Source organism: Thermocrispum agreste DSM 44070, from assembly GCF_000427905.1.
In the GTDB taxonomy this organism is placed as follows: Bacteria; Actinomycetota; Actinomycetes; order Mycobacteriales; family Pseudonocardiaceae; genus Thermocrispum; species Thermocrispum agreste.
Map to the genome: position 1 here is coordinate 86466 of NZ_ATYX01000009.1, position 24149 is coordinate 110614.

Consider the following 24149-nt stretch of genomic DNA (forward strand, 5'->3'; position numbering starts at 1 on the left):
CAAGGGAGAACGCGGGTGTCCACCGTCGTCGCGCTGCCGACGAACCCCTCGGCGCTGACCATCGGTCGGGCGGCCGAGCTGTTCCTCGACTCGCTGGGCAACCCGAACACGTTCCGTGCCTACGGGGCCGGGGTGGGCAAGACCGCCGACCGGTTGGGCGAGCGCCGGCCGCTGGCGGCGGTGGCCGATGACGAGGTCGGTGAGGCGCTGGAACTGCTGTGGGGCGGCGCGGCGGTCAACACGTGGAACGCCCGCCGCGCCGCGGTGTTGTCGTGGTTGGCTTGGTGCCGGGAACTTGGCCACGATGCTCCGAGCGTTCCGGGGTGGACCAAGCGGATGACGGTGCCGGACTCGCAAACCCCAGTCCGGTCTCGCCTGGCGATCGACCGGCTGATCGCACACCGGGAGGTGGGCCTGCGGGAGAAGACGCTGTACCGGATGCTCTACGAGAGCGCCGCGCGCGCCGAGGAGATCCTCGGCATCAACATCGAGGATCTCGACCTGGCCGGGCGCCGCTGCCCGGTCAAGGCCAAGGGTGCGGCCCGGGCCCGTCGGCGGGGCCAGGGGCGCGCGGATTTCATGTTAGAGACCGTCTACTGGGATGCCGGCACCGCCCGGTTGTTGCCGCGCCTGCTCAAGGGCCGCAGCCGGGGCCCGGTGTTTGTCACTCACCGCCACCCCGGCCCGTGCAAGGTCCTCAGCCCCCGTGATGTGTGTCCGGACAGCGGGCTGGCCCGGCTGTCCTACGGGCAGGCCCGTGCTCTGCTGGATGCCCACACCGCACTCCAGGGACCAGGAACGGGCTGGGACCTGCACGAGCTCCGCCACTCCGCGTTGACGCACCTCGGCGAGGCCGGAGCGAGCCTGTTGCTGCTGATGGCGAAGTCCCGGCATAGGAAGCCGGAGAACCTGCGCCGGTACTTCAAACCCTCCGACCAGGCGCTCGCCGAGATCACCAGCCTGTTGGCGCCCGGCGACAGCCGACGGTAGGGGCCGCCGGGCCGCCCCTACCGTCGGGGTTTCGCTGCGGGTTACGCCGAGGCCCCACTGTCGCGGGCCGCTCCGCCACAGGCTTGCCGCCGGGCAGTGTGGGCAGCGGCTTGGCGCGGCCGGCGCGCACCCCGTTGGCGATGACCACGACCTCGGCCACCTCGTGCACCAGCACCACCGCGGCCAGGCCGAGGACGCCGAACAGCGCCAGCGGCATCAAAGCGATGATCAACCCGAGGGAGAGTCCGACGTTTTGCAGCATGATCCGGCGGGCGCGGCGGGCGTGGTCGAGGGTGTGGGGCAGGTGCCGCAGGTCTTCGCCCATGAGGGCGACGTCGGCGGTTTCGATCGCGACGTCGGTGCCCATGGCGCCCATGGCGATGCCCAGGTCGGCGGTGGCCAGGGCGGGGGCGTCGTTGACACCGTCACCGACCATCGCCATCGATCGCCGGTCGCCCAGTTCGCTGATGATGCGGGCCTTGTCCTCCGGGCGGAGTTCGGCGTGCACGGTGTCGATACCGGCTTCGGCGGCCAGGGCGGTGGCGGTGGCGTGGTTGTCGCCGGTGAGCATGGCGACGTGGTAGCCGCCGGAGCACAGCCGGGTGATGACCTCGGCGGCTTCGGGGCGCAGTTCGTCGCGCACGGCGATCGCGCCGATCACGCGGCCGTCGTCCTCGACGAGCACGGCGGTGGACCCGGCCTGCTGCATGCGCTGCACCTCGGCGGCCAGCGGCCCGGCTTCCAGCCAGCCGGGGCGGCCCAGCCGCACCGGGCGGCCGTCGAGCTGGCCGGTCAGCCCGGCGCCGGTGACCGCCTCCACGTCGGCCGCGGGGGTGATCGTCTCGCCGTCGACGGCGGCGAGGATCGCGCGGGCCAGGGGGTGTTCGCTGCGGGCCTCCAACGCCGCGGCCAGCTCGAGCACCCGCTCGCGCGGGGTCCCGTCGGTGGTGGCGACGTCGACCACGGCGGGCTGGTTGCGGGTCAGGGTGCCGGTCTTGTCCAGCGCCACCCCCCGCACGCGGCCGAGGGCCTCCAGCGCGGCGCCGCCCTTGACCAGCACACCGTGCTTGCTCGCGGCACCGATGGCGGCGACGACGGTGACGGGGATGGAGATCGCCAGCGCGCAGGGTGAGGCGGCCACGAGCACGACCAGGGCGCGTTCGATCCAGGTGGTCGGGTCGCCGAGGAGGCTGCCGATTCCGGCGATGAGCGCGGCGGCGATCATGACGCCGGGCACCAGGGGTTTGGCGATGCGGTCGGCCAGGCGCTGGCTGGCGCCCTTGCGGGACTGCTCGGCCTCCACGATCCGCACGATCCGCGCTAGTGAGTTGTCCTCGGAGGTCGTGGTGACCTCGACCTCCAGCACCCCGGTGCCGTTGATCGACCCGGCGAACACCTCACTGCCGGGGCCCGCTTCGACCGGCACGGACTCGCCGGTGATCGCGGAGACGTCCAGCGCGGTGCGGCCGGTGCGGATCACGCCGTCGGTGGCGATGCGCTCCCCGGGCTTGACCAGCATCCGGTCCCCGACCCGCAACTCGGACGGGGCCACCACGGTCTCGCTGCCGTTGCGCAGCACCGTGGTTTCCTCGGGGACCAGGGACAGCAGCGCCCGCAGCCCGCGGCGGGTGCGGGCCAGGGAGTATTCCTCCAGGCCCTCGCTGATGGAGTAGAGGAAGGCCAGCATCGCGGCCTCGCCGACCTCACCCAGGATCACCGCGCCGACCGCGGCGATGGTCATCAGGGTGCCGACCCCGATCTTGCCCTGGGCCAGTCGCTTCAGCGTGGAGGGCACGAAGGTGTAGGCCCCGGCGACCAAGGCCAGCGCCTTCAGGGCCAGCGCCAGTGTGGAGCCCGCCCCGGCCCACTCCACCGCGTATCCGGCCAGCAGCAGCACCCCGGCGATCGCGGCGAAGCGCAGTTCGCTGACCTGCCAGAGCCGTTCCGGCTCGCGCTCTTCTTCCTCGCCGGTGCGGGGCTCGTCGCTGCCGCAGCCGCAGGCGTCGCTCACCGCACGACCTCCCCGTTCTCGGTATCACCGGTGGTGTCGGTGCCGTAGGTCGGGCACAGCGCCACCGCGTTGCCGGTCGCGGCCAGCAGCGTCTCAGCCGAGGCCAGCAGGTCCATCAGCTCCGGGCGGGCCAGGCTGTAGAACACCTGCCGCCCCTGCGGGCGCCCCACGACCAGCCCGCAGTCCCGCAGGCACGCCACGTGCGCCGACACCGTCGACTGCGCCAGCCCCAGCTCGGCGATCAGATCGGCGACCCGGGCCTCCCCGCCGGCCAGGCGCTGCACGATCGCCAACCGCGTGGCGTCCGACAGGCTGTGAAACAACGCCACAGCCGGATCCAGGTTCGCGCCCGGCGGGCTCGACGCCAGGCACCCCTCCATGCTATTCATCGTCATAACCCGATAATAGCAATATGTGACGATGCAATCGAGGTGTTGTGATGTTGATGAACCGGGTCGAGACCGCGCTGGTCAACTCCCCGCCCCGGCGGTGGTTGCAGCGCTACTACGAGGTGCCGTGGATGCGCCGGCTCGGCGGGCCGCTGCCACCCAGGGCGCGGGTGCTGGAGCTGGGCTGCGGGCCGGGCTACGGCACCCAGCTGATCCTGGACCGTTTCGGCGCCGGCCACGTCGACGCGATCGACCTGGACCCCGCGATGATCACCCGGGCCCGGCGGCGCCTGACCCGCCGCTACGGCCAGCGGGTCCGCCTCGCCCAGGGCAGCGCCACCGACCTGCACACCACGCTGGGCGAGCCCCTCTCCCGCTACGACGCGGTGTTCGACTTCGCGATCATCCACCACATCCCCCATTGGCCCGACGCCCTGGCCGAGATCGCCCGCGTCCTCACCCCGGGCGGGCGGTTCTACTTCGACGAAGTCACCGCCCTGGCCCTGGCCACCCCTACCTACCGGCTGCTGTTCGACCACCCGGCCGAGAACCGCTTCACCGCCGAGGAATTCCTCTCCGAGCTGGCACGCCACCATCTCGTCGTCGACCAGCAGTACCTGACCCGCCGCCGCGGCCGGTACGTGCTCGGGGTGGCCACCTACCGGCCCTAAGCCACCCCGAGCGGGGTGTCACCGTTCGTTGTCCTCGTCGGGCTCGGACGGATCACGCAGCGGCCGCAGGCCCTGGGCCAGATCGGCGGGGAGCAGGAACGAATACCGGCCGAGCATGTTGATGTGGTGGCGTACGAACGGCGAGAGCCGGGCCGCGTCTTCGTCGTGGACTTCGTAGCCGCCGGCACGGAGTTCGGTGATGGCGGCATCCAGGTAGCGGGTGGTGAACAGCACGATCGCGTTGAGGACGAGGCCCAGGGCGCCGAGTTGGTCTTCCATGCCTTCGTAGTAGCGCTGGCGTAGTTCGCCGCGCTGGCCGTGGAAGATCCGCCGGGCCAAGGCGTGGCGGCCTTCCTGGAGGTTGGCCTGGGCTTTGATGTCGCGGCGGTAGCCGGTGTCGTCGACCATCCGCAGCACGTGCAGCGTCTTGTGGATCCGGCCGTAGTGCGCGATCGCCTCACCCAACGGGGTGGGGTGGCCGTCGCGGGACAGCATCCGGATCACGTCGTGAGCGCGGACGGCACCGGTGTGGATCGAGGCGACCACGCGCAGGATGTCCTCCCAGTGCCGCCGGATCCGGTCGAGATCAATGCGGCCGCGAGCCGCTGTGGTGAAGGGCCCGTAGTCGGCGCGGGTGTCGATGCGCCACAGCTTCTGATCGGGCAGGTCGGCCAACTGCGGGGCGTAGGTGTACCCGGCGAGAGTGAGCAGCCCGAAGACGATGTCGGAGTAGGAGGCGGTGTCAGTGACGATCATCTGCGGTTTCTGCCCGCCGTCGCGGTCATACAGCACGTCCAGCACGTGCAGGGAGTCGCGTGGGGTGCCCGCCACGACCTTCCCGGCGAGCCCGGCGGCCTGATCGTTCACCATGTTCAGCCAGGTCGCGCCCCGTTTCTGGCCCCAGTAGTGCGGGTTGTGGCGGGCATTGATGGTCTGCACCGGCACGACGAACCGCATCCCGTCGACACTGGCCACGTGCCCGCCGCCCCACACCTGAGCAAGGCCGATGCGGGCCTGGTGCTCGATCAGGAAGGTGTTGGCGGCTTTGAGGGTGTCCATCCGCAGGTAGGTCGCGTCCACGTGCGCCAGACGATCCCGCGTCAACGCCGGCACGCTGTGCTTGATCACTGGAGTCCAGCCGATGTTGCAGGACTCGGACACCAGTAGCGCGGCGATGGTGATGTGCAGGTCGGCCAGGCGGGCTTCGCCGCCGGTGATCGAGGTGAACGCCTGGTCGGCGCCGGTCCAGGAGAAGACCTCCAGCAACACCTCCGGAAGGTCGACGCGGGGCAGCATCCGGTTGGTCAGCGCCCGCAGGTTGGCCAGGCTCGGCGGCTCCGCCTCCGCTGGCAGCGCTGAGAGGTGCAGGCGGCCGTCCTCGTCGAAGCGCACCGCGGTGTTCTCCGGCAGTCCCGCTGTGACTTCGCGGAAGGTGGCGTCCAACAGCTCGGCGCACTCGTCGAGGTGCTCGTTCGGGTCGGGTGGCAGTCCGAGACTGGACAGCACCACCGGCTTCGCGGTGGTCCACGCACTGCCGGCGAGGAGCTTGGCGCGCGGGTCGCCCCACTTACTGGAGTTGACCGCGAAGATGTCCCGACGCCGCAAACAGCGGTGGAACTGCTCCAGCACACAGAAGGTGTAAGCCCGCCAATCGATCGTCCCTGGCTCCAGCTTCGGGGCGTGCAGCACCAACCTGCGCCACGAGCCGATCAGCAGCTGCTCGTCGATCTCGGAGCGGGCGACCTTGTTGCGGCCGCCGCCCCACAACCGAGGCAGATCCCGCAACACCGCCAGCACCTGACGCCCTTCGGGCGCGGCGCCGAAGCGGATCACCTCACACAACAACGGCAGGAACGGCCGCACCGTGACGAACCGCTTCACCAACTCCGCCCGCCACGCCTCATCCGCATCCGAGTCCAGCGGCCCCGCGAGCTCCACCACCGCGACCAGAGCCTCGGCCAGCTCGGCGCGGGGCACCACGGCCTCGATCTCGGCCCACACCTGCGCCAAACTGACCGGCTCGATGGTGTCGCCGTCGTCGGCGGCCTGCTCGGCCAGGCCATCGTGCGCGCCGGTCACCTCCAGCAACACCCCCAGCGCGGCCGCAAGCTTCGCCGACGCCTTGCCCAGCTTGGGCAGGGTGCGCAGCTTCTCCTTGGCCGATTCCCGCTCCGCCCGCGCCAGCAGCTTCGAGGCGATCAGCACATCCAGCAGATCCAGGGCGTCATCGACTGCCCGAGTTTGCAGGTAGACCACCGTGGCCAACAGCGTCGCCGCCCGCCGGGAATCACCGTGACGACGCAGCAAACTGGCCTTGCCCTGCACCCCATACCGCGACAACTCCGCCAACCGGCGCGGCGGCACCACCTCAGTGTCCACCTCGACGAACCCCAACCCGAGGATCTCCGACGCGCGCTGAAGGGCATCGACTATCGCCGGACCCGACACCCGCACCGGCGGCCGCCGCAGCGTGTCCAACCGCGAATTCCGGTGCCCCTCCGGCACCTCCAACAACCCATCCAGCGCGGCGCGCTGCTCGTCGTCAAGCAGATCACACAGCGTCTCCCACAACCGCCGGTTCGCCGCCTCTCGCTGGGCGGCGACCAGCCGGACCAGCCGGGTCACGCCTGGCAGCAGCACCTTGCGCTCTCGCAGCCATGAGACCGCGACGTCGAACAGCGCCTTCGGCCCGTCTCCGGTGGTCCAGGCGCGGGCCTCGATCCACTCGCCGAGCTCGTTCTCCACCACCGAAAACTCGTGCCAGCCACCGGCCTGGCGCAGCTCCCAGACGTGCTCGAAGCGGGTCTTCTCCCGCTCGCCGTAGGACTTCACGCACGACGAGTCCACGATTCCGAGCTGCTCGGCGAGATAGTCGACCAGCTCGACCGGCACGTCCAGCGGGTCATCGAGGAACGCCCCGACGTTGCGCACCGTCACGAGCTGGAGCGCGAACCCGAGCTTGTTGTAATCGCGCCGCTTGGCCTCCACCAGGCCCCGGTCAACGTCGTCGAGGAAAAAGAACCGCTCCAACTCTGCCCGCGACAACACCTCGGGCAACCGGCCGTAGGCCGCAGCCTGCTCATCGGACAGGAACTCAACTGGCAACTCACTGGCCTTTCAGATCTACATCCACCCACTGCGGCGGAACCGCAGCGAAGCTTCAGCAAAACGATCAAGGCCGTCAACGAGCGGATCGGGGCATTGGAGGCTTAGCGCCAGTTTCCGTTCCGATGTTCCTCACACCCCGATCCGTGGCATGTCGCCGGAAGAACTGAGCCAGCACCTGTCGTTGATCGACCGCGGCGGTGTCGGTGATCAGCGACGGGGAGGCATCGACGTCCGCCAGTACGAGGACACCACGTGCGGCACAACGTCGCTGATCATCGCTCGGGCGGAGGCGGACCCGCTGTATGCGCTGTCGCTGACCGAGGGCGACTTCGAGGAGAACTTCAAGCGCGAGCGCGACCGGGTGCACGAGTGGACGAACACCCACCGCTTGCCGGGCGGTATCCCGCACTGGCCGCAGGCGCTGGGCACGACCCCGCCCGACATGGCGGCGTATCTGAATCAGCATGCCGACGCCATGGGCACGGAGTACGAATGGCGCCTCGTGGACGACACCGACCAGCGGGACGTGTCGCGCGACATGCGCGACGCCCTCACGGCAGCCAACGAGGGCACGCCGGTGCCGGTGCTGGTCGCCAACCAGAACCCGGCCGACGGCATGCATTACGTGCTGATCGTCGGCAACGAAGGCGGAGACGTGCTGATCTACGAACCGACCGGCGGCGAGACCGTGCGGGTTCCGGAGGAAGACTTCCTCAACGGCAACCTGTCCGACAGCGCGGGGTTCGACCACGTGCAGTCGGTCATGGTTCCGAAGTAGCCGAAGCGAGTGCGCGGAAGCAGCTCCTGGCCCGGCACCGCAGCGGCCGGGCGCCGTCACCGGCGATGATCGCGAGCGGGTGCCGGTGGGCCCCGGCGGTCAGGAGCGGGTCCAGGCGAGCAGCTTGTCCGCCGTCCAGGAGTTGACGATCCGCTCGACCGGGACACCGCAGGCGGCCGCCCGCTCGCAACCGTACGGTTGCCAGTCCAGCTGTCCCGGCGCGTGTGCATCGGTGTCGACGGCGAACGAACAACCGGCCTCGACCGCCAAGCGGAGCAGCCGCTTGGGCGGATCAAGCCGCTCCGGCCGGGAGTTGATCTCCACCGCGACCTGGTGATCCGCGCAGGCGGCGAACACCACCTCGGGGTCGAACTCGGACTCCGGCCTCCTCCCCCGCCCGCCGGCGATCAGCCTGCCCGTGCAGTGCCCCAGCACGTCGGTGTGCGGGTTCTCCACCGCCCGCACCATGCGGCGCGTCATCTCCCGCCGCGGCATGCGCAGCTTGGAGTGCACGCTGGCCACCACGACGTCCAGGCGTTCCAGCAGCTCGGGGTCCTGGTCGAGCGAACCGTCCTCGTTGATGTCGACCTCGATGCCGGTGAGGATGCGTATGCCCGTCAGCTTCTCGTTCAGCTCGGCGACGACGTCCAGCTGCCGGTGCAGCCGGTCGGCCGACAGCCCGTTGGCCACCGTCAGCCGGGGCGAGTGATCCGTCAGCGCGATGTAGGAGTGGCCGAGCTCGCGTGCGGCCAGCGCCATCTCCTCGATCGGGCTGCCGCCGTCCGACCAGTCCGAGTGCGTGTGCAGGTCACCGCGCAGGGCCGCGCGGATCTCTGCGCCGCCTTCGGCAACCGGCCGTCCTCCGGTGGCCTCGAGGCGGCGCAGGTACACCGGAATCTCCCCGGCAAGCGCTTCGGTGATCGCCGTGGCGGTCACCTTGCCGATGCCCTTCAGGTCGGTCAGCGTGCCGTTCGCGGCGCGCCGCCGGAGTTCGTCGTCCGGGAGCGCTCCGACGACGGCAGCGGCGGTACGGAAGGCGCGCACGCGGTACGTCGGCTCCTGGGCGCGTTCGAGCAGGAACGCGATGCGACGTAGCGCCTCGACCGGGGACAGTGGTGGCATGCCCGCCGACGCTACCGCACTGTGCCGGGCTGCGGGCACTTCGTCGCACCCACCGCGACGCCAGCCGGCAGCTGCACCCCGGCCCTAGGCGAAAGCCTCCAGCGGAGGGCAGGAGCAGACCAGGTTGCGATCCCCCGCGGCCTGGTTGATGCGCCGCACCGGGGGCCAGATCTTCGGTCCGCGTGACCCGGCCGGGAACACCGCCTCCTGGCGGCTGTAGGCGTGATCCCATTCACCGGTCAGGCATGCCGCCGTGTGCGGGGCGCCGACCAGCGGGTTGTCGTCCTTCGGCCACTCCCCCGCCGCGACCCGGTCGATCTCGCCCTTGATGGCGATCATCGCGTCGCAGAACCGGTCCAGCTCGGCCAGGTCCTCGCTCTCCGTCGGCTCCACCATCAGCGTGCCTGCCACCGGGAACGACATCGTGGGCGCGTGCAGGCCGTAGTCGGCCAGCCGCTTGGCGACGTCGTCGACGGTGATGCCGGTCGCCTTGGTGATACCGCGCAGGTCCAGGATGCACTCGTGCGCCACCAGGCCGACCGCGCCCGGCGTGTCCGTGTCCAATCTGCGGCCCGAGTACAGCACCGGGTAGTGCTCGTGCAGGCGCCGCGCTACGTAGTTCGCCGCAGCGATCGCCGCCAAGGTGGCACGCTTGAGCCCTTCGGCGCCCATCATGCGGATGTACGCCCAGCTGATCGGCAGGATCGACGCCGAACCCCACGGAGCGGCGCTGACCGGGCCGACGCCGGTGTCCGGGCCCGCCCCCGGCTGCAGCGGGTGATTCGGCAGGAAGGGGGCCAGGTGCCCGCGCACGCCGATCGGTCCCACCCCGGGGCCACCGCCGCCGTGCGGGATGCAGAAGGTCTTGTGCAAGTTCAGGTGCGACACGTCCGCACCGAACTTGCCGAACCTGGCCAGCCCGATGAGCGCGTTCAGATTCGCCCCGTCGATGTAGACCTGGCCGCCGTGATCGTGCACGATGCGGCAGACCTCGGCGACGGTGTCCTCGTACACGCCGTGGGTCGACGGGTAGGTGACCATGATCGCGGCGAGGTCGTCGGCGTGCTGTGCGGCCAGCTCACGCAGGTGATCGATGTCGATGTTGCCGTCCGCGTCGCATTTGACCACGACCACGCGCATGCCTGCCATGACCGCGCTGGCGGCGTTCGTGCCGTGTGCGCTGGACGGGATCAAGCACACCTGGCGCTGGTCGTCGCCGCGGCTGCGGTGGTAGGCGCGGATCGCCAGCAGGCCGGCGAGCTCGCCCTGGCTTCCAGCGTTGGGCTGCAGCGACACCGCGTCGTAGCCGGTGATCTCGGCCAGCCAGCGCTGCAGGTCGGCGACGATGCGCAGCAGGCCTGCCGCGTCCTCGGCGGGCGCGAACGGGTGCAGCTCGGCGAACTCCGGCCAGGTGATCGCCTCCATCTCCGCTGCGGCGTTGAGCTTCATCGTGCACGACCCGAGCGGGATCATGCTGCGGTCCAACGCCACGTCCTTGTCGGACAGCTCGCGCAGGTAGCGGAGCAGGGCGGTCTCCGACCGGTGGGTGTTGAACACCGGGTGGGTGAGGTACTCCGAGCTCCGCAGCAGCGGCTCCGGGAGCGCGTCGGGCGTGCTGTCGTCCAGCGCGTCGGCGTCGGCGACGGACAACCCGAACGCCTTCCACACCAGCGACAGGTGCTCGCGGGTGGTCGTCTCGTCGCACGAGATCCCGACGTGATCGGCATCGACGAGGTGCAGGTTCACCCCCAGGCCGCGGGCTTGCTCGACGACCGTCTTCGCCCGCCCGGGGACCACCGCACGGACCGTGTCGAAGAACGCGTCGTGTACCAGCTCGACGCCCCCGGCCCGCAATCCGGCGGCCAGCACGGCGGCCATCCGATGCGCGCGCTGCGCGATGGCCCGCAGTCCCTCCGCGCCGTGGTACACCGCGTAGGCCGCAGCGACCACGGCGAGCAGCACCTGAGCGGTGCAGATGTTCGACGTGGCCTTCTCCCGCCGGATGTGCTGCTCACGCGTCTGCAGCGCCAGCCGGTAGGCGATCGAGCCGTCGGCGTCCGTGCTCACGCCGACCAGCCTGCCGGGCAGCTGGCGTTCCAGCCCCTGCCGCACGGCCAGGTAGCCGGCGTGCGGGCCACCGAATCCCATCGGCACGCCGAACCGCTGGGCCGAGCCGACGACCACGTCGGCGCCGATCTCGCCCGGCGGCCGCAGCAGCGTCAGGGCCAGCAGGTCGGCCGCCACCACGACGGCCGCGTCGTGCGCGTGCGCCAGGTCGACCAGCTCGCGGTCGTCACGGACGGCTCCGGAAGCCGACGGGTAGGACAGCAGCACACCGAAGAAGGTGTTCTCCTCGAACGCGGCCGCGAACTGACCGACGTCGCGGATGTCCAGCTCGATGCCCAGCGGCTCGGCGCGGGTCTGCAGGACAGCGATGGTCTGCGGGAACGTGTCGGCGTCGACCAGGAACCTGGTCGAGGTGTTCTTGCGCGCCGCGCGGCGCACCAGGGTCATCGCCTCCGCCGCCGCGGTCGCCTCGTCCAGCATGGACGCGTTCGCCACCGGCAGGCCGGTGAGATCGGCGACCATGGTCTGGAAGTTCAGCAGCGCTTCCAGCCTGCCCTGGGAGATCTCCGGCTGGTACGGGGTGTACGCGGTGTACCAGGCGGGGTTCTCCAGGATCTGCCGCCGGATGACCGGCGGCGTGACCGTGCCGTAGTAGCCCTGGCCGATCATCTGCACCATCGGCTTGTTCTGGGCGGCGAGCGCGCGCAGTTCGGCCAGCACCTGGGCCTCGGTGGCCGGGGGCGGCAGGCGCAGCGGCTCGCTGTCCCGGATCGACCGCGGGACCGCGGCGTCGGCCAGCTGCTCGAGCGACTCCACGCCGATGGTGCGGAGCATGCGCTCCAGCTCCGCGCGGCGCGGGCCGATGTGCCGGTCGACGAACGGGGTGCCGTGTTCGAGTTCTGCCAGACTGGGTCGCGACATCGTGGGCCTCCGGGCAATCGAGCGGGCGCCAGCTACGGTCCTCCCCCTCTGTCCCTACCCACGACGGGTGCCTGAGAGCTTCGTCCGCACACGCGGACTTGCACCTTCGGCGAGGCACGCGGGCCGTGCCTGCTATCCAGAGGCGTCTCACCGTGCGGTCCTGGTGCCTGAGAGGTTCCGGGGAGAGGTTGCTCCTTCGGCGCCGAGCGGTACTCGGACTCTCCCGCACGGGTCAACGACTACGCCGTCAGTGTAACCGCGGGACGGCGTTCGTCACGGCACGTGTTGGTATCAGCCCGTCTTACGGGCCGAGCGGCGCTCGGCCAGCTCGTCCCGTACCGGAAGGGCGACCTTGCTGCCGTCGACCCGTTCGGCCGGGAACTCGTGGATGCTGCCGGTGATCTCCTGCATCGCTCCGCTGACCGCGATGCCGAACACGCCCTGGCCGCCCTGCAGCAGATCGACGATCTCCTCCGGCGAGGTGCACTCGTAGACGGTGGTGCCGTCGGAGAACAGCGTCACCGTGGCCAGGTCCCGCACGCCGCGGTCGCGCAAATGGTCGACGGCGGTCCGGATGTTCTGCAACGACACGCCCGCGTCCAGCAGGCGCTTGACGATCTTCAGAACCAGCAGGTCCTTGAACGAGTACAGCCGTTGGGAACCGGAGCCGTGCGCGGTGCGGATGCTCGGCTCGACCAACTTGGTGCGTGCCCAGTAGTCCAACTGCCGGTAGGTGATGCCGGCGATCTGACAGGCAGCCGGGCCACGGTAGCCGACAAGGTCGTCGGGCACCGACGAGTCCGGGAACAGTTCTCCCTGCTCGCCACCCTCACGCTGCACGGGCCTGGTCTCGTTGTCGACCACGCAAACCTCCCGGTGCCGAATCACACGCACGCGATTCACTGCGTCCGACGGTATGCCCCACCGCAAGCCCGGTCAACGCGACTCGCCACAAACCTCGACCTCGGCTTGAGGCTTGCCGCCCGGCACCCACCGAATTCACCCGATCACCGCCTGTGCCGGCCTACCGGCCGCTCGCCGCACCGGGCCGGGCGCGGCGGTGCGGTACGTCGCGTGCGCGCTGACCCGCGCCGTCGGGCGTCGGTCAGGTGTCCGCGCCGCGGAAGTCCTCCGGCGTGACCGAGTCGAGGAACTCGCGGAACTTCTCCACCTCGTCCTCCTGCTCGTCCGGAATGATCAAGCCCGCTTCGTCCAGCACCGAGTCCTCGGCGTGGATCGGAACACCCGCACGCAGCGCAAGCGCCACCGAGTCGCTCGGCCGGGCAGAGACCCGGACGTTGCCGTCGAAGACCAGTTCCGCGAAGAACGTGCCTTCCTTGAGGTCGGTGATCACCACCTGCTCCAACTGCCGACCCAAGGCCCCGATGACGTCCTTGAGCAGGTCATGGGTCAACGGCCGCGCAGGACGCACGCCCTGCTGCTCGAGCGCGATAGCAGTGGCCTCCACCGATCCAATCCAAATCGGCAGGTAGCGGTCCCCGTGGGCTTCCCGCAACAGCAGGATCGGGGTGTTCGCGGGCAGTTCGACCCGCACGCCGACGACGCGCATCTCGTTCATCGGGCCTCGCCTCCCACTCGTGGCGCGGGAATGCACCTCGCTTCAGTCCGAGGATCCCGCATCGTCTGTATCGACGCTACCCGTCATCCGGGCAATCTGCCCAGCGTTTCGCCGCCACTCTCAGTAGGCGGCGAGACATCCCCCAGCGGGCACCTGTGCCGGCGGCCGTGGCGGCCTCAGCCCGAGGTCACGCTCCGGATGCCGGCCTTGACCAGCAGCGTGTGCAACGTCACCGACAACGCCGCCAGCTCCCGGACCAGCTCGTCGGCCCTGGCCTTGGCCGCCTCGTCGCGGTGCCGGGACACCGGGGCCACGATCTGCTCGAGCAGGCCGATCTCGCGGTCGGCGGACGCCCGGAACGCCCGCAGGTGCCTGGGCTCGATGCCGTACTCGGTCATCGCCCGCACGGTCTTGGCGATCTCCACCGCGTCGGTGTCGTAGAACCCGGCAGGGCCCGGCCGGACGATCCCGAACTGCTCGAGCTCGGCCAGCAGGGCGGCGTCCACCCCGGACCGCTCCAGCAGGTCCTCCTTGGTCAGCCGCACCTGACGGCCCGGCGCGAAGTCCTCCGCCGACGGGCCCGGCGCGCCGGACGCCAGCGACACCAGCCGCCGGGGCGCCCTTAGCGCGGGCAGCTCCGCGGGGGACTTGCCCGCCCCGTCCGCGGCGTCGAGCTGGTCCTTGATCACCTTCAACGGCAGGTAGTGGTCTCGCTGCGCGGCAAGCACGAACCGCAGCCGCTCCACGTCGGCCGGGCTGAACTGCCGGTAGCCGGAGGGCGTGCGGGCCGGCCGCACCAGCCCTTCCGACTCGAGGAACCTGATCTTGGAGATCGTCACGTCGGGGAACTCGGTGCGCAGCTGGGCGAGCACCGCGCCGATGCTCAGCCCGCCGCGCTGACCGCGTTCCGACGCTCCGCCCGCTGAGCGACCTGCCGCCGTCACTGGTTCCGTCAGCTCCCTGACGAACCGCCGGTCAGGAACACCAGCCGGAACTTCCCGATCTGCACCTCGTCGCCACCGGCGAGCACCGCCTGGTCGACCGGCTCGCGGTTGACGTAGGTCCCGTTCAAGCTGCCGACGTCGATCACGACGAACTCGCCGCCCTCGCGACGGAACTCCGCGTGGCGGCGCGACACCGTGACATCGTCGAGGAAGATGTCGCTGTCCGGGTGACGGCCAGCGCTCGTGGTGTCACGGTCCAGCAGGAACCGGGAGCCGGCATTCGGTCCGCGCTTGACCACCAGCAGGGCCGTGCCAGGGGGCAGTGCCTCGATCCCGGACACCTGGGCTTCCTGAGCGGCCGGCTCCGGCTGACCTTCGTCGAGGAAGTCAGCCCGGAAGACCGAGGTCCGTTCCGGAGCCTCTTCTGGGGGAACGCCGGGCCCGTCGTTCGTGGTCACCTGGACTCTCCTCACGTCGCTGCTGAATCGACTGGGGTCGTGTTTGCACAACGTACCGCGTCCGGGCTGCTCGCGGACCACGACTCCCCCCAACTGGACGCAGCCTGCTCGACCGGTCAGCCCTCGATCAACTTCTGGTACGCCTCGGCGTCCAGCAGGCCGTCGACCGCCGCCGGATCCGCGGGGGTGATCTCGATCAGCCAGCCCTCGCCGTACGGGTCGCTGTTGATCACTTCCGGCGCCTCCGTGACGGCCTCGTTGACCGCGGTCACCTCGCCGTCGACCGGGGCGAACAGCTCCGAGACGCTCTTGGTCGACTCGATCTCGCCGAACGGTTCCCCGGCGGTGACGGTGGTCCCCGTCTCGGGGAGATCGACGAACACCACGTCGCCCAGCTGATCCTGGGCGTACTCGGTGATCCCGACACGCAACGTGCCTTCCCTCGCGCCCGCGGAGACCCACTCGTGCTCCTCGGTGTAGCGCAGTTCGTCTGGAACCGTCACGAGCCTTCCCTTTCTGCCATCACCGTGCGCCGTCGAGAGTGTGCCAGCTACACCCCGGCAACGGCATTCCGAGGTCGCTCGTCCCCGCCCGACGGCCGGTGACGAACGGCCAGCCACGTCTGAACGACATACAGCACACCAGACCACACGTACAACACGCCGCCCCAGATCATGAACGCGTAGCCGACCGGGCGCAGCACGTCGATGATCAGCGGGTCGGCGAAGTCGGTCTGGATGAACAGCAACGTCGGGAAGGCGTACATCAGCACGAACGTGGCGCCTTTGCCGACGTAGGTCACCTCCGGGTAGGTGAACCGCCGCCGGCGCAGCACCAGCACGCACACGCCGAGCGTCAGCTCCCGCCCGACCAGCACCGCGATCACCCACCAGGGCAGGATGTCCCGCACCAGGAACGCCAGCAGCGTCGCGACGATGTAGAGCCGGTCGGCGGCCGGGTCGAGCAACTGGCCCAGCCGGGACAACTGGCCGAGCCAGCGCGCCAGCTTGCCGTCCAGCCAGTCGCTGATCCCGGCGAACACCAGCAGGAGAATGGCCAGTCCGTCCCACCTGGGCCCGAGCAGCAGCCACAGGAAGACCGGCACCAGGGCCAGCCGCACCAGCGAAATCATGTTCGGCAGGGTGGCCAGCTGCCGCAGCAACGGCTCCTCGGCGGGCTCGGCGCGCCTCGCAGGCTGGTCGGTGCTCACTCGCTCACAATAGGGCCGGCACGGCACCGCGCGATCCGCGCCCGGTGGCCAGCGCGGCGGAAGGAGTCCCGGATGGGTGGCCGAAGGACGCGGCGCTCGCTGACCGCGCTGCTGGCCGCGGCATCGGCGGCGCTGACCGGATGCACGGGTGTCGGCGACCGTGCACCGGACGCCGGCTCGCCCGCTCCGCCGTCCGCTCCGGCCCGGTCGTCCGCGGCTGCCCCGTCGTCCTCGCCGCCCGCTCCATCGCGGTCGCGCCGGCCGACTGAGCCGTCCGGGACGACGCCGGAGCCCGGTGAATCGGGCGAGTGCGGGACCGTCACGGCGGCGAGTGGCCTGTTGCTGCAGGTGATGGTCGCCGACGGTCGGACCTCGTGCGCGCAGGCGACCCGGCTGGTGCGGGCCTTCCACCAGCAGATCGGCGATCGTCAGCCGGCCGGCTCGGACCGCCCGGCCGGAGGCACCGTCGAGGGCTGGACATGTGTCTCGGGGCCGCCGTCGGCGCTCGGCGGAACCATCTGCACACGCGGATCCGCTACCGTCTCCGCTGCTGTCGTGGCCGCCGAATGACCGGTGCGGCCCCTACCATGATCGAGTCGAGCAGGCGCGGAGGTGGTCACCGGTGCACGTCCTGGGGCGTTTCGGCGCGAGGTGGGCAAGCCGTGACGAGCGGACCGGCCGGGACGGGGACGACCGGCGACCGGTCGCGCTGGCCCCGCTGGAGGTCCACGGATCCTTCCGGCACGACGGATTCCGGCTCGCCTACACCGAGTACGGCGACAGCGCGAGCAGTGCGGGCACGGTGATCCTGACCCACGGCATCCTGCTCACCCGCCGGATGCACCGGCCCCTCGCCAGGCGCCTGGCCCGCGAAGGCTTTCACGTCGTGACCCTGGACCTGCTGGGGCACGGCGAGTCGGACCGGCCGACCGAGTCCTGGCGGTACTCGATGACCGCATTCGCCGAGCAAGTGGTCGGTTTGATGGATCACTTGGACGTGACGTCGGCAGTGGTCGGCGGCACGTCGCTGGGCGCCAACGTCAGCCTGGAGACGGCGGTGCTCGCCCCTGAGCGCACGCACGGCCTGATCGTGGAGATGCCGGTGCTGGACAACGCGGTGCTCTCCGGCCTGGTGGCCTTCCCTCCCCTGCTGTTCGCCGCCCGGTTCGCGCCGGTGTCGGTCAACGCCGTGAAGGCACTGGCGCAGCGGGTGCCGCGTGGGTACGTCTGGCTGGACGTGGTGGCGGACGTGCTGCAGCAGGAGCCCGCGGCCATGGCGGCACTGCTGCACGGGCTGTTCTTCCAGCGCATCGCGCCGCCACGCACCGTGCGGCGGCGGATCGGGATTCCCGCGCTGGTCATCGGTCACGCCCGGGACCCGATCCACCCGTTCGGCGACGCCGACACCCTGGCCAGGGACATGCCGCAGGCGAGGTTCGTCCAGGCTCGCAGCCCGGTCGAGCTGCGGTTCGATCCGCACCGGCTCACCGGCGAGATCCTGCGCTTCCTCCGCGAGCGATTCGCCGCAGGCGCACACCAGGCCTCCCCTGCGGTCTGACCGCGGACCACCCGTCGTTGGCCCCGCTGCTGTCCGGCCGCCGGACACGCCTCGGCCGCGGCCACGCGGGTCAGCTGCGTTCGCCGACGGCGCCTTCCCGCTCCGCGTACAAGCCCGCGACCGGGCCGATCACGATGACTGCAGGTGGACGGATCCCCTCCGCCGCAATCTCGTCGGCCACCGAGCCGAGCGTGGTGCGCAACACCCGCTGACGGGCGGTACTGCCTTCCTGGACCACGGCCACCGGGGTGTCCGGCGCCCGCCCCCCGGCCATGAGCACGTCGGCGAACTGCCCGGCTCGCTCGACGGCCATCAGCAGCACGATCGTCCCCCGCAGGGCGGCCAGAGCCCGCCAGTCGACCAACGACGAGGGATGATCCGGGCCGACGTGCCCGGAGACCACGACCACTTCGTGGGCCACTCCCCGATGCGTGACCGGCACGTCGGCCAGCGCGGGCACCGCGAACGCGCTGGTGACGCCGGGGACCACGGACACCGGCACACCGGCGGACGCGCACACCAGGACCTCTTCGTAGCCGCGTCCGAACAGGTACGGGTCCCCGCCTTTGAGCCGCACCACGGTCTTGCCCGCCTTGGCGTGCTCGACGAGCGTGGCATTGATGAATTCCTGGGCCGCTGCGCGGCCGTAGGGGATCTTCGCCGCGTCCACGACCTCCACGCGCGGCGGCAGCTCGTCCAGCAGCTCCCTGGGCGCCAGCCGGTCCGCCACGACGACGTCGGCGTTGGCCAGCAGGCGGCGGCCGGCCACGGTGATCAGTTCCGGATCGCCCGGCCCTCCCCCGACCAGGATCACCTCACCCATACCGGGCCGCCGCGCGCCGGGCTGCCGGCCGGCGGGCACCGTGCCCTCCCGCAGCGCCTCCAGCAGGCCGTCGCGAACGGCGGCCGAACGCAGCGGCCTCCCACCGGCCAGCACACCGATCAGCAGCCCGTCGAACTCGCCGGTCGCGGGTGTCACCGCGCTGCCGTCGGGCCCGGCGTCCGCCCGCACGCAGAACACCCGCTCGCGTTCGGCTTCCGCGCTGACCGCCTCGTTGACCCGGGTGTCGTCCGTGCACGCGATGGCATACCAGGCGTGGCGCAGGTCGCCGTCGGCGTACCGGCGCCGGTGCCAGCGAATCTCCCCCGCCGCGGCCATGCCCTCCACCGCCGGTGTGGCTTCCGGGGCGATCACGTCGACGTCGGCACCGGCGCGGAGCAACCGGGGCAGCCGTCGCTGCGCCACACTGCCCGCGCCGACCACGACGACCCGGCGTCCACGAAGATCGAGACCGACGAGGTAGTGGGCGTCAGACATGCGGTAAGCATGCCGTGCCGCGGGCCTATGGCGCCGCGGCGTCCCACACACCGGATGCCGCTGACGACCACGTTCGGTTCCGCCGATGTCGGTGCTGCGGGGCAGAATGCGCCATGTGGAGGTGACCACAACCGGGCTGACGACGCCGGTCGGCCCGCTCGGCATCGCGGTGTCCGAGCGGGGCCTGTGCCGCGTCGACTGGTCGCAGCCACCCGGCCGGGTGGCGAAGCCGGCCGGCCTGGCGCTGCGGGTGATCGAGCAGCTGGAGGCCTACTTCACCGGCGAGCTCCGGGAGTTCGACCTGCCGATCGACTGGAGCTTCGCCACCGGCACCAGGCTCGCAGTGCTGCAGGCGCTGCATCGCGTGCCGTACGGCACCGCGGTCACCTACGGCGAGCTGGCCGAGCTGAGCGGGACCGGCGTGCCACCCAGGGCCATCGGCGGGATCATGGGCGCCAACCCGATGCCGATCGTCGTGCCCTGTCACCGCGTGGTCGCACACGACGGCCTGGGTGGGTACTCGGGCGGCGGCCGGGCCTACGACGGGCGTGAGGTCAAGCGCTGGCTGCTCGTCATGGAGGGTGCGCTGCCGCCGACGCTGGACTGGGATCCCGCCGGCCTGCCCGCCGCGACCTAGCCGGCCTGCCCGCCGCGGACTGGCTCCGCCGGGTGCCCGGTCAGCCCAGGATCACGTCGGCGACCGAGGGCAGGGTGGCCACCGGTCCCTGCACCAGCAGCGTGGTCACGCAGGTCTCCTCCCAGCGCGCCAGCTCGTCCTTGATCTTGGCCTTCGGGCCGATCAGTGCCACGTCCTCCACCAGCTCGGTGGGGATCGCCGCCGTCGCGCCCTTCTTGTCCCCGGACAGGTACAGCTGCTGCACCTTCTCCGCCACGGCCTCGTAGCCCATGCGCACGAACACGTCCTTGTGGAAGTTCGCCTGCCTGGCACCCATCCCGCCGATGTAGAGGGCCAGCACCGGCCGGATCATGTCCGCCGCGGCCTCCACGTCGTCGTGCACGATGACCGGCACGGACGCCGCCACCTCGAAGTCCTCGGCGGTGCGGCGCGCTCCCGGACGGGCGAACCCCTCGGCGAGGGCGGCGCGGTAGAACGCGTCGCTCTTCGGGGAGAAGAACAGCGCCAGCCAGCCGTCGGCGATCTCGGCGGCCAGCGCCACGTTCTTCGGGCCTTCCGCGCCGAGGTAGATCGGGATGTCCTCGCGCAGTGGGTGCACGGTCGGCTTCAGCGGCTTGCCCAGCCCGGTGCCGCCCGGCAGCGGCAGCTGGTAGTGCTCGCCGGAGAACCGCACCGGCTCGGCACGCGCGAACACCTGCCGCAGGATCGCGACGTACTCCCGGGTGCGGGCCAGTGGCTTGGCGTACGGCTGCCCGTACCACCCTTCCACGACCTGCGGCCCGGACACGCCGAGACCGAGGATGAACCGGCCTCCGGACAGGTGATCCATCGTCATCGCCGCCATCGCCGTGGCGGTCGGCGTGCGGGCGGAGATCTGGATCAGGTTCGTGCCGAGCTTGATGCGTGAGGTCCGCGACCCCAGCCAGGCCAGCGGGGTCAGCGCGTCCGAGCCGTAGGCCTCCGCGGTCCAGACGGAATCGAATCCGAGCCGTTCCGCCGTGGTGATCGCATCCACCGCGTCCGCAGGCGGGCCGGACGACCAGTACCCGAGGTGGTAGCCGAGCTTCATAGGCGGCAGTCAATCAGACGTCCGGGCTGTAATGCCACGGCTTGCCCCGTTCGGACTCCGGCGGCAGCCAGCGGCGCGGGGTCTCCGGCAACGGCGTGCCGGGCGGCAGCTTCCCGGTCGCGCGCAGCCACCCGTGATAGGCCCTCGGGTGCCACTTGACGCGCTTCGGCAGCAAGCGGAACACCCGGTCCACCCAGCGGCCGAAAGCGCGCAGCCGCCGCTCGTCGCGGTCGGACCAGGTGAAGCCGAGCTTGTCCCGGACGGCCGGGTGATACATGCCGACGGTCAGCCACACGTAGCGCTTCTCGATGTGCCGGCGCAGCCACGACCAGACCCCGTCCGGCAGCCCCGCCAGCTGCGGCGGCTTGTCCAGGCCGGACAGGTCCAGCACGGCCAGCGCCGTGGGATGCGGCTCGAGCACATTCCGGCACATGTGGTCGTAGTACTCCTGGAACTCCTCCCAGCTGCCCGGAACCGGCCGCATGCTCACCCCGTACAGCCGGTACCACTGCACATGCTCGTCGAACAGCTGCCGACGCTCGGCCTCGGTGATACCGCCGCAGAAGTACTCCTTGGTGAGCATGGTGCCGACGAAGAACGTCGCATGCGCCCAGTAGAAGACGTCCGGGGACAGCGCGTGGTAGCGGCGGCCGCGCTCGTCGACGCCCTTGATGTGGTCGTGGTAACCGCGCACCTGGCGAGCGGTTTCGACCGCCCGGTCCCCGTCGAAGACCACTCCCCCGATCGGGTACAGCGAGCGGAACAGGCGCGGCATGCGCTCGTCGAAGAAGGTCGAGTGCTGGGCCACCGCCGCTCCCAGCTGCGGATGCATGTTCTGCATCGACCCGGCCCACAGCGCTTGCAGCAGCCCGCGCCAGTCCCCGAAGACCTGCCAGGTCAGCGAATCCGGGCCGAACGGCTTCGGCCCGGTGGTCCTGCCGGCCTGCGCGGCACGCTCACCGCGGGCAGCGTCCGTGGTCATCGGACCTGTCCTCCAACTGAAAACGATCGTTGTCACTGTACGATGTGACAACACCGGCAGTCAATTGATCACACGACTCAGCGGGACGGGATGACCAACGCCACGCGTACCTGGGGCGGGACGACCCTGGCCGACCGGCGCGCCGACCGGCGCAGGCGGCTCGTCGAAGCCGGGATCGAACTGCTCGGGGGCGGGGACAGCACGGCGGTCACCGTGCGTGCCGTGTGCCGGACCGCGCGGCTCACCGAGCGGTACTTCTACGAAAGCTTCGCCGACCGCGACGCCTTGATGCTGGCGGTGTACGAGCACGTGGCCGAGTCGGCACGCCAGGCCATCCTCGATGCGGTGACCCGCGTGGCGGACACCGACCCCGAGGAGCAGGCCAGGGCGGCGGTGCGGGCGTTCGTCGAGCTGCTCATCGACGACCCGCGCAAAGGCACCGTGCTGCTGCTGGTGCCGATCACCGAACCCGCGCTGAACAAGCGCGGCGCGGAACTGCTCCCGACCTTCACCGCGATGATCCGTGACCGGCTGCCGGACGGCTATGACGACGTCCACCGCGAGCTGACCGCCACGTCGCTGATCGGCGCACTCACGTACCTGTTCATCAGCTATCTGGACGGCAGCCTGGACGTCCCGCGGGAACGCCTGATCGAACACGCCGTCGGCATGCTCGTCGCCGCTGCCTCGCCGCCGGATGCAACCTCGTAGCGGCCCGGCCCGTGAGAAAGGGCGGCACGAGATCGAACGAACCTGCTGACCCCGGGGGCGGGTCGAGAGGGGGCATGAAGGCGGACCTGGAGGCGCAGTTCCAGCACTTCGCCGAGAACCAGGTGCTGACGCTGCGCAGATTCGCCTACCTGCTGTGCGCCGACTGGCACCTGGCCGAGGACCTGGTGCAGAACGCGCTGCTGAAGCTGTACCGGCTGTGGCCGAAGATGCAGCGCCGCGGCAGCGTCGGCAACTACGCACGGCGCGCGGTGCTCACCTGCTGGCTGGACGAGAAGCGCAGGCCATGGCGCCGGACCGAGTCGGGCGACGGCGAGCTGCCCGATCAGGCCGATCCCGCGGTGGACATCGACGGGTACGGCGAGCGGCTGGTCGACCGGGAGCGCGTGCTGCGCGGCATGACGGAGCTGCCCCCCCCGGCAACGGGCTGTGCTGGTGCTGCGGTTCTGGGAAGAACTGTCCGTGAGCGAGACGGCGGAGGTCTTGGGCTGTTCGGAAGGCAACGTGAAAAGCCAGCAGTCGCGCGCGCTGACGCGATTGCGTGAAGTGCTCGACCGGATGGAGTCGACACCGAGCTTGGCCAGGAGGGCGTCATGACCGAGCACGCGCTGCGTGAAGGCATGCGGGCTGCGGTGACCGCCGAGCCGCCGCTCGGGTTCAGCACGGACGAGTTGATCGCGACCGCCCGCCGCAGGGCGCGCCGCAGGCGCACGATGATGGCCTCGGCAGCGACTGCGGCCGTCGTGGTCGCGGGAAGTGTCGGCGCCGTCTCCCTTGCCGGGCAGCAGGAGCCCGGGCCTGCCCGGCTGCAGGCTGCAGCAGGAGACGTGGTGCGTGGCGAGGTCGAGAAGGCCGGCGAGTCGCTGGCGCAGCTGTTGCCGCGCTACCTGCCGGGCGCCGAGGTGACGTCCACCGTGGCCATCGACGACACTGGGCTCATCACGTACGAGGTCGACGACGCTCCCGGTGCGTGCTGTACGAAATCAACCCGTGTTCGCTGACCAATCCGCCCACCTTGCCGGTCTCCTGCAGGTCCGATCCGGGCAGCAGCGCATATCACGGCGACCGGCTCACGCAGGACTCCTACTGGAAAGGAGTCCACCGGAGCGATTACCTCGTCCGGGTGATAGTCGTGCGGAACGGGGAGCAGCTCGGCGTGCACGAGCACAAGGCGTGTGCCCACGCGCCGTCGCTGTGCGACGAGGATGTCGAGTTCGTGGCCCTGAGCGAAACCCAAGCTGCCCGGCTGGTGCGTGACCCGGACGTGTATGCGCCCGCCGTCAGTGCCGGAACGTTCCTCGAAGACCGCCTCGGGATGCTGCGTCTCGAGCTCGAGCAGATCGACGACGGGGAGCCCCGCGTGACGGAACGCCGCGCCGAGATCCAGGCCGTGATCGGGAAGCTGGAGCGGGAACTGGCCCTGCGTGCCCAGGCCGAGAAGGCCAGCCAGCTCGAGGAACTGCGCACGGACGAGCCTGCCGCGAAGCAGCGCAGGCGCGCGCAACTCGAGCAGGAAATCGAGGAGGCCAAGCGCAAGCTCGACCGGGACACGGAACAGGCAGAGCGATCAGGGCGCTGACCCTGCCGATCCGGCTGCCGCCGCACGTC

The 24149-nt window shown here is 70.6% G+C and carries 24 protein-coding genes, 1 pseudogene and 2 riboswitches; of the genes and pseudogenes, 11 read left to right on the plus strand and 14 right to left on the minus strand.

Translation table 11 applies throughout. From position 1 onward, the window contains the following. Positions 1-15 precede the first annotated feature (15 nt). On the plus strand, positions 16-990 hold the full coding sequence (locus YWY_RS24595; protein WP_028847155.1) for a tyrosine-type recombinase/integrase: 975 nt from the start codon (positions 16-18) through the stop codon (positions 988-990). Here YWY_RS24595 and YWY_RS20850 read toward each other — a convergent pair. Continuing rightward, positions 953-3001: a heavy metal translocating P-type ATPase gene (locus tag YWY_RS20850; RefSeq protein WP_245566596.1), complete on the minus strand. Its 2049-nt coding sequence runs from the start codon at positions 2999-3001 to the stop codon at positions 953-955. The genes YWY_RS24595 and YWY_RS20850 overlap by 38 nt on opposite strands. Then, positions 2998-3396: an ArsR/SmtB family transcription factor gene (locus YWY_RS0107815; protein ID WP_028847156.1), complete on the minus strand. Its 399-nt coding sequence runs from the start codon at positions 3394-3396 to the stop codon at positions 2998-3000. Before YWY_RS0107815 ends, YWY_RS20850 begins: the two co-directional genes overlap by 4 nt. A 44-nt stretch (positions 3397-3440) precedes the next feature. Between YWY_RS0107815 and YWY_RS0107820 the strand changes: the two genes are divergently transcribed. After that, positions 3441-4061, plus strand: coding sequence for a class I SAM-dependent methyltransferase (locus YWY_RS0107820; RefSeq protein ID WP_245566597.1), 621 nt, complete (start codon positions 3441-3443; stop codon positions 4059-4061). 18 nt (positions 4062-4079) lie between these two features. Here the strand turns inward: YWY_RS0107820 and YWY_RS0107825 are convergent, their stop codons facing one another. Beyond that, positions 4080-7166, minus strand: coding sequence for a Tn3 family transposase (locus YWY_RS0107825; RefSeq protein ID WP_028847158.1), 3087 nt, complete (start codon positions 7164-7166; stop codon positions 4080-4082). A 151-nt stretch (positions 7167-7317) separates the two neighbouring features. Between YWY_RS0107825 and YWY_RS23175 the strand changes: the two genes are divergently transcribed. Beyond that, positions 7318-7947 carry a cysteine peptidase family C39 domain-containing protein gene (locus YWY_RS23175; RefSeq protein ID WP_051310035.1) on the plus strand — a complete coding sequence of 210 codons (630 nt, stop codon included), beginning with the start codon at positions 7318-7320 and terminating at the stop codon, positions 7945-7947. Between the two features lie 99 nt (positions 7948-8046). On the opposite strand, the gene YWY_RS0107835 is transcribed toward YWY_RS23175, so the two are convergent. The 8 genes from YWY_RS0107835 to YWY_RS0107870 form a co-directional block, all read right to left on the minus strand. Beyond that, positions 8047-9060, minus strand: a complete 1014-nt coding sequence (locus YWY_RS0107835) for a PHP domain-containing protein (RefSeq protein ID WP_028847159.1) — start codon at positions 9058-9060, stop codon at positions 8047-8049. A 93-nt stretch (positions 9061-9153) separates the two neighbouring features. Beyond that, positions 9154-12057: an aminomethyl-transferring glycine dehydrogenase gene (gene gcvP / locus YWY_RS0107840; protein WP_028847160.1), complete on the minus strand. Its 2904-nt coding sequence runs from the start codon at positions 12055-12057 to the stop codon at positions 9154-9156. A gap of 38 nt (positions 12058-12095) precedes the next feature. Continuing rightward, positions 12096-12202, minus strand: a riboswitch (glycine riboswitch). Then, positions 12203-12293, minus strand: a riboswitch (glycine riboswitch). A gap of 55 nt (positions 12294-12348) precedes the next feature. Beyond that, on the minus strand, positions 12349-12921 hold the full coding sequence (locus YWY_RS0107845; protein WP_028847161.1) for a MerR family transcriptional regulator: 573 nt from the start codon (positions 12919-12921) through the stop codon (positions 12349-12351). Positions 12922-13162: 241 nt separating this feature from the next. Further along, a complete protein-coding gene (locus YWY_RS0107850) occupies positions 13163-13636 on the minus strand; it encodes a bifunctional nuclease family protein (RefSeq protein ID WP_028847162.1) in 474 nt (157 codons plus the stop codon). 176 nt (positions 13637-13812) lie between these two features. Beyond that, positions 13813-14580 carry a transcriptional regulator FtsR gene (gene ftsR, locus YWY_RS0107855; protein WP_038044781.1) on the minus strand — a complete coding sequence of 256 codons (768 nt, stop codon included), beginning with the start codon at positions 14578-14580 and terminating at the stop codon, positions 13813-13815. 8 nt (positions 14581-14588) lie between these two features. Further along, the gene (garA, locus tag YWY_RS0107860) at positions 14589-15038 is read right to left on the minus strand and encodes a glycogen accumulation regulator GarA (protein ID WP_028847164.1); all 450 of its coding nucleotides are present in this window, start codon (positions 15036-15038) and stop codon (positions 14589-14591) included. A gap of 116 nt (positions 15039-15154) precedes the next feature. Beyond that, positions 15155-15541, minus strand: a complete 387-nt coding sequence (gene gcvH / locus YWY_RS0107865) for a glycine cleavage system protein GcvH (protein ID WP_028847165.1) — start codon at positions 15539-15541, stop codon at positions 15155-15157. A gap of 47 nt (positions 15542-15588) precedes the next feature. Beyond that, a complete protein-coding gene (locus tag YWY_RS0107870; RefSeq protein ID WP_028847166.1) occupies positions 15589-16248 on the minus strand; it encodes a CDP-alcohol phosphatidyltransferase family protein in 660 nt (219 codons plus the stop codon). A gap of 339 nt (positions 16249-16587) precedes the next feature. Here YWY_RS0107870 and YWY_RS0107875 point away from each other — a divergent pair, with 339 nt between their 5' ends. Together YWY_RS0107875 and YWY_RS20860 are read left to right on the plus strand one after the other, a co-directional pair. Next, on the plus strand, positions 16588-16818 hold the full coding sequence (locus YWY_RS0107875) for a hypothetical protein (RefSeq protein ID WP_425426121.1): 231 nt from the start codon (positions 16588-16590) through the stop codon (positions 16816-16818). Between the two features lie 139 nt (positions 16819-16957). Next, the gene (locus tag YWY_RS20860) at positions 16958-17806 is read left to right on the plus strand and encodes an alpha/beta fold hydrolase (protein ID WP_038044816.1); all 849 of its coding nucleotides are present in this window, start codon (positions 16958-16960) and stop codon (positions 17804-17806) included. A gap of 70 nt (positions 17807-17876) precedes the next feature. Here YWY_RS20860 and cobA read toward each other — a convergent pair whose 3' ends face one another. Beyond that, a complete protein-coding gene (cobA, locus tag YWY_RS0107885; RefSeq protein ID WP_028847168.1) occupies positions 17877-19124 on the minus strand; it encodes a uroporphyrinogen-III C-methyltransferase in 1248 nt (415 codons plus the stop codon). A 115-nt stretch (positions 19125-19239) separates the two neighbouring features. Here cobA and YWY_RS0107890 point away from each other — a divergent pair, with 115 nt between their 5' ends. Continuing rightward, the gene (locus YWY_RS0107890) at positions 19240-19761 is read left to right on the plus strand and encodes a methylated-DNA--[protein]-cysteine S-methyltransferase (RefSeq protein ID WP_028847169.1); all 522 of its coding nucleotides are present in this window, start codon (positions 19240-19242) and stop codon (positions 19759-19761) included. A gap of 40 nt (positions 19762-19801) precedes the next feature. Here YWY_RS0107890 and YWY_RS0107895 read toward each other — a convergent pair whose 3' ends face one another. Together YWY_RS0107895 and YWY_RS0107900 are read right to left on the minus strand one after the other, a co-directional pair. Continuing rightward, positions 19802-20830 (minus strand): LLM class F420-dependent oxidoreductase, encoded by a 1029-nt coding sequence (locus YWY_RS0107895; RefSeq protein ID WP_028847170.1) that lies wholly within the window; start codon positions 20828-20830, stop codon positions 19802-19804. A gap of 13 nt (positions 20831-20843) precedes the next feature. Then, positions 20844-21812 (minus strand): oxygenase MpaB family protein, encoded by a 969-nt coding sequence (locus tag YWY_RS0107900; protein ID WP_028847171.1) that lies wholly within the window; start codon positions 21810-21812, stop codon positions 20844-20846. A 90-nt stretch (positions 21813-21902) separates the two neighbouring features. Here YWY_RS0107900 and YWY_RS0107905 point away from each other — a divergent pair, with 90 nt between their 5' ends. From YWY_RS0107905 to YWY_RS0107920, 5 genes and pseudogenes are all read left to right on the plus strand, one after another. After that, a complete protein-coding gene (locus YWY_RS0107905; protein ID WP_028847172.1) occupies positions 21903-22523 on the plus strand; it encodes a TetR/AcrR family transcriptional regulator in 621 nt (206 codons plus the stop codon). A gap of 74 nt (positions 22524-22597) precedes the next feature. Next, positions 22598-22774: pseudogene (locus YWY_RS24895) on the plus strand (RNA polymerase sigma factor); the annotation flags it as partial. A gap of 229 nt (positions 22775-23003) precedes the next feature. After that, positions 23004-23138 (plus strand): sigma factor-like helix-turn-helix DNA-binding protein, encoded by a 135-nt coding sequence (locus YWY_RS24900; RefSeq protein ID WP_342665100.1) that lies wholly within the window; start codon positions 23004-23006, stop codon positions 23136-23138. Continuing rightward, positions 23135-23542 carry a hypothetical protein gene (locus YWY_RS0107915; protein WP_028847173.1) on the plus strand — a complete coding sequence of 136 codons (408 nt, stop codon included), beginning with the start codon at positions 23135-23137 and terminating at the stop codon, positions 23540-23542. Before YWY_RS24900 ends, YWY_RS0107915 begins: the two co-directional genes overlap by 4 nt. A 131-nt stretch (positions 23543-23673) precedes the next feature. After that, entirely contained in the window at positions 23674-24120 is a 447-nt protein-coding gene (locus YWY_RS0107920) for a hypothetical protein (RefSeq protein ID WP_156899145.1), read from the plus strand. The last annotated feature ends 29 nt before the right edge of the window (positions 24121-24149 follow it).

Coding starts and splice junctions, on each gene's coding strand:
- YWY_RS23175 (WP_051310035.1), top strand. CDS start 7,318: ATGTCGCCGGAAGAACTGAGCCAGCACCTGTCGTTGATCGACCGCGGC.
- YWY_RS0107895 (WP_028847170.1), bottom strand. CDS start 20,830: ATGAAGCTCGGCTACCACCTCGGGTACTGGTCGTCCGGCCCGCCTGCG.
- YWY_RS0107900 (WP_028847171.1), bottom strand. CDS start 21,812: ATGACCACGGACGCTGCCCGCGGTGAGCGTGCCGCGCAGGCCGGCAGG.
- gcvP (WP_028847160.1), bottom strand. CDS start 12,057: ATGTCGCGACCCAGTCTGGCAGAACTCGAACACGGCACCCCGTTCGTC.
- YWY_RS0107820 (WP_245566597.1), top strand. CDS start 3,441: ATGTTGATGAACCGGGTCGAGACCGCGCTGGTCAACTCCCCGCCCCGG.
- cobA (WP_028847168.1), bottom strand. CDS start 19,124: ATGTCTGACGCCCACTACCTCGTCGGTCTCGATCTTCGTGGACGCCGG.
- YWY_RS0107850 (WP_028847162.1), bottom strand. CDS start 13,636: ATGAACGAGATGCGCGTCGTCGGCGTGCGGGTCGAACTGCCCGCGAAC.
- YWY_RS0107915 (WP_028847173.1), top strand. CDS start 23,135: ATGACCGAGCACGCGCTGCGTGAAGGCATGCGGGCTGCGGTGACCGCC.
- YWY_RS0107815 (WP_028847156.1), bottom strand. CDS start 3,396: ATGACGATGAATAGCATGGAGGGGTGCCTGGCGTCGAGCCCGCCGGGC.
- YWY_RS0107905 (WP_028847172.1), top strand. CDS start 21,903: ATGACCAACGCCACGCGTACCTGGGGCGGGACGACCCTGGCCGACCGG.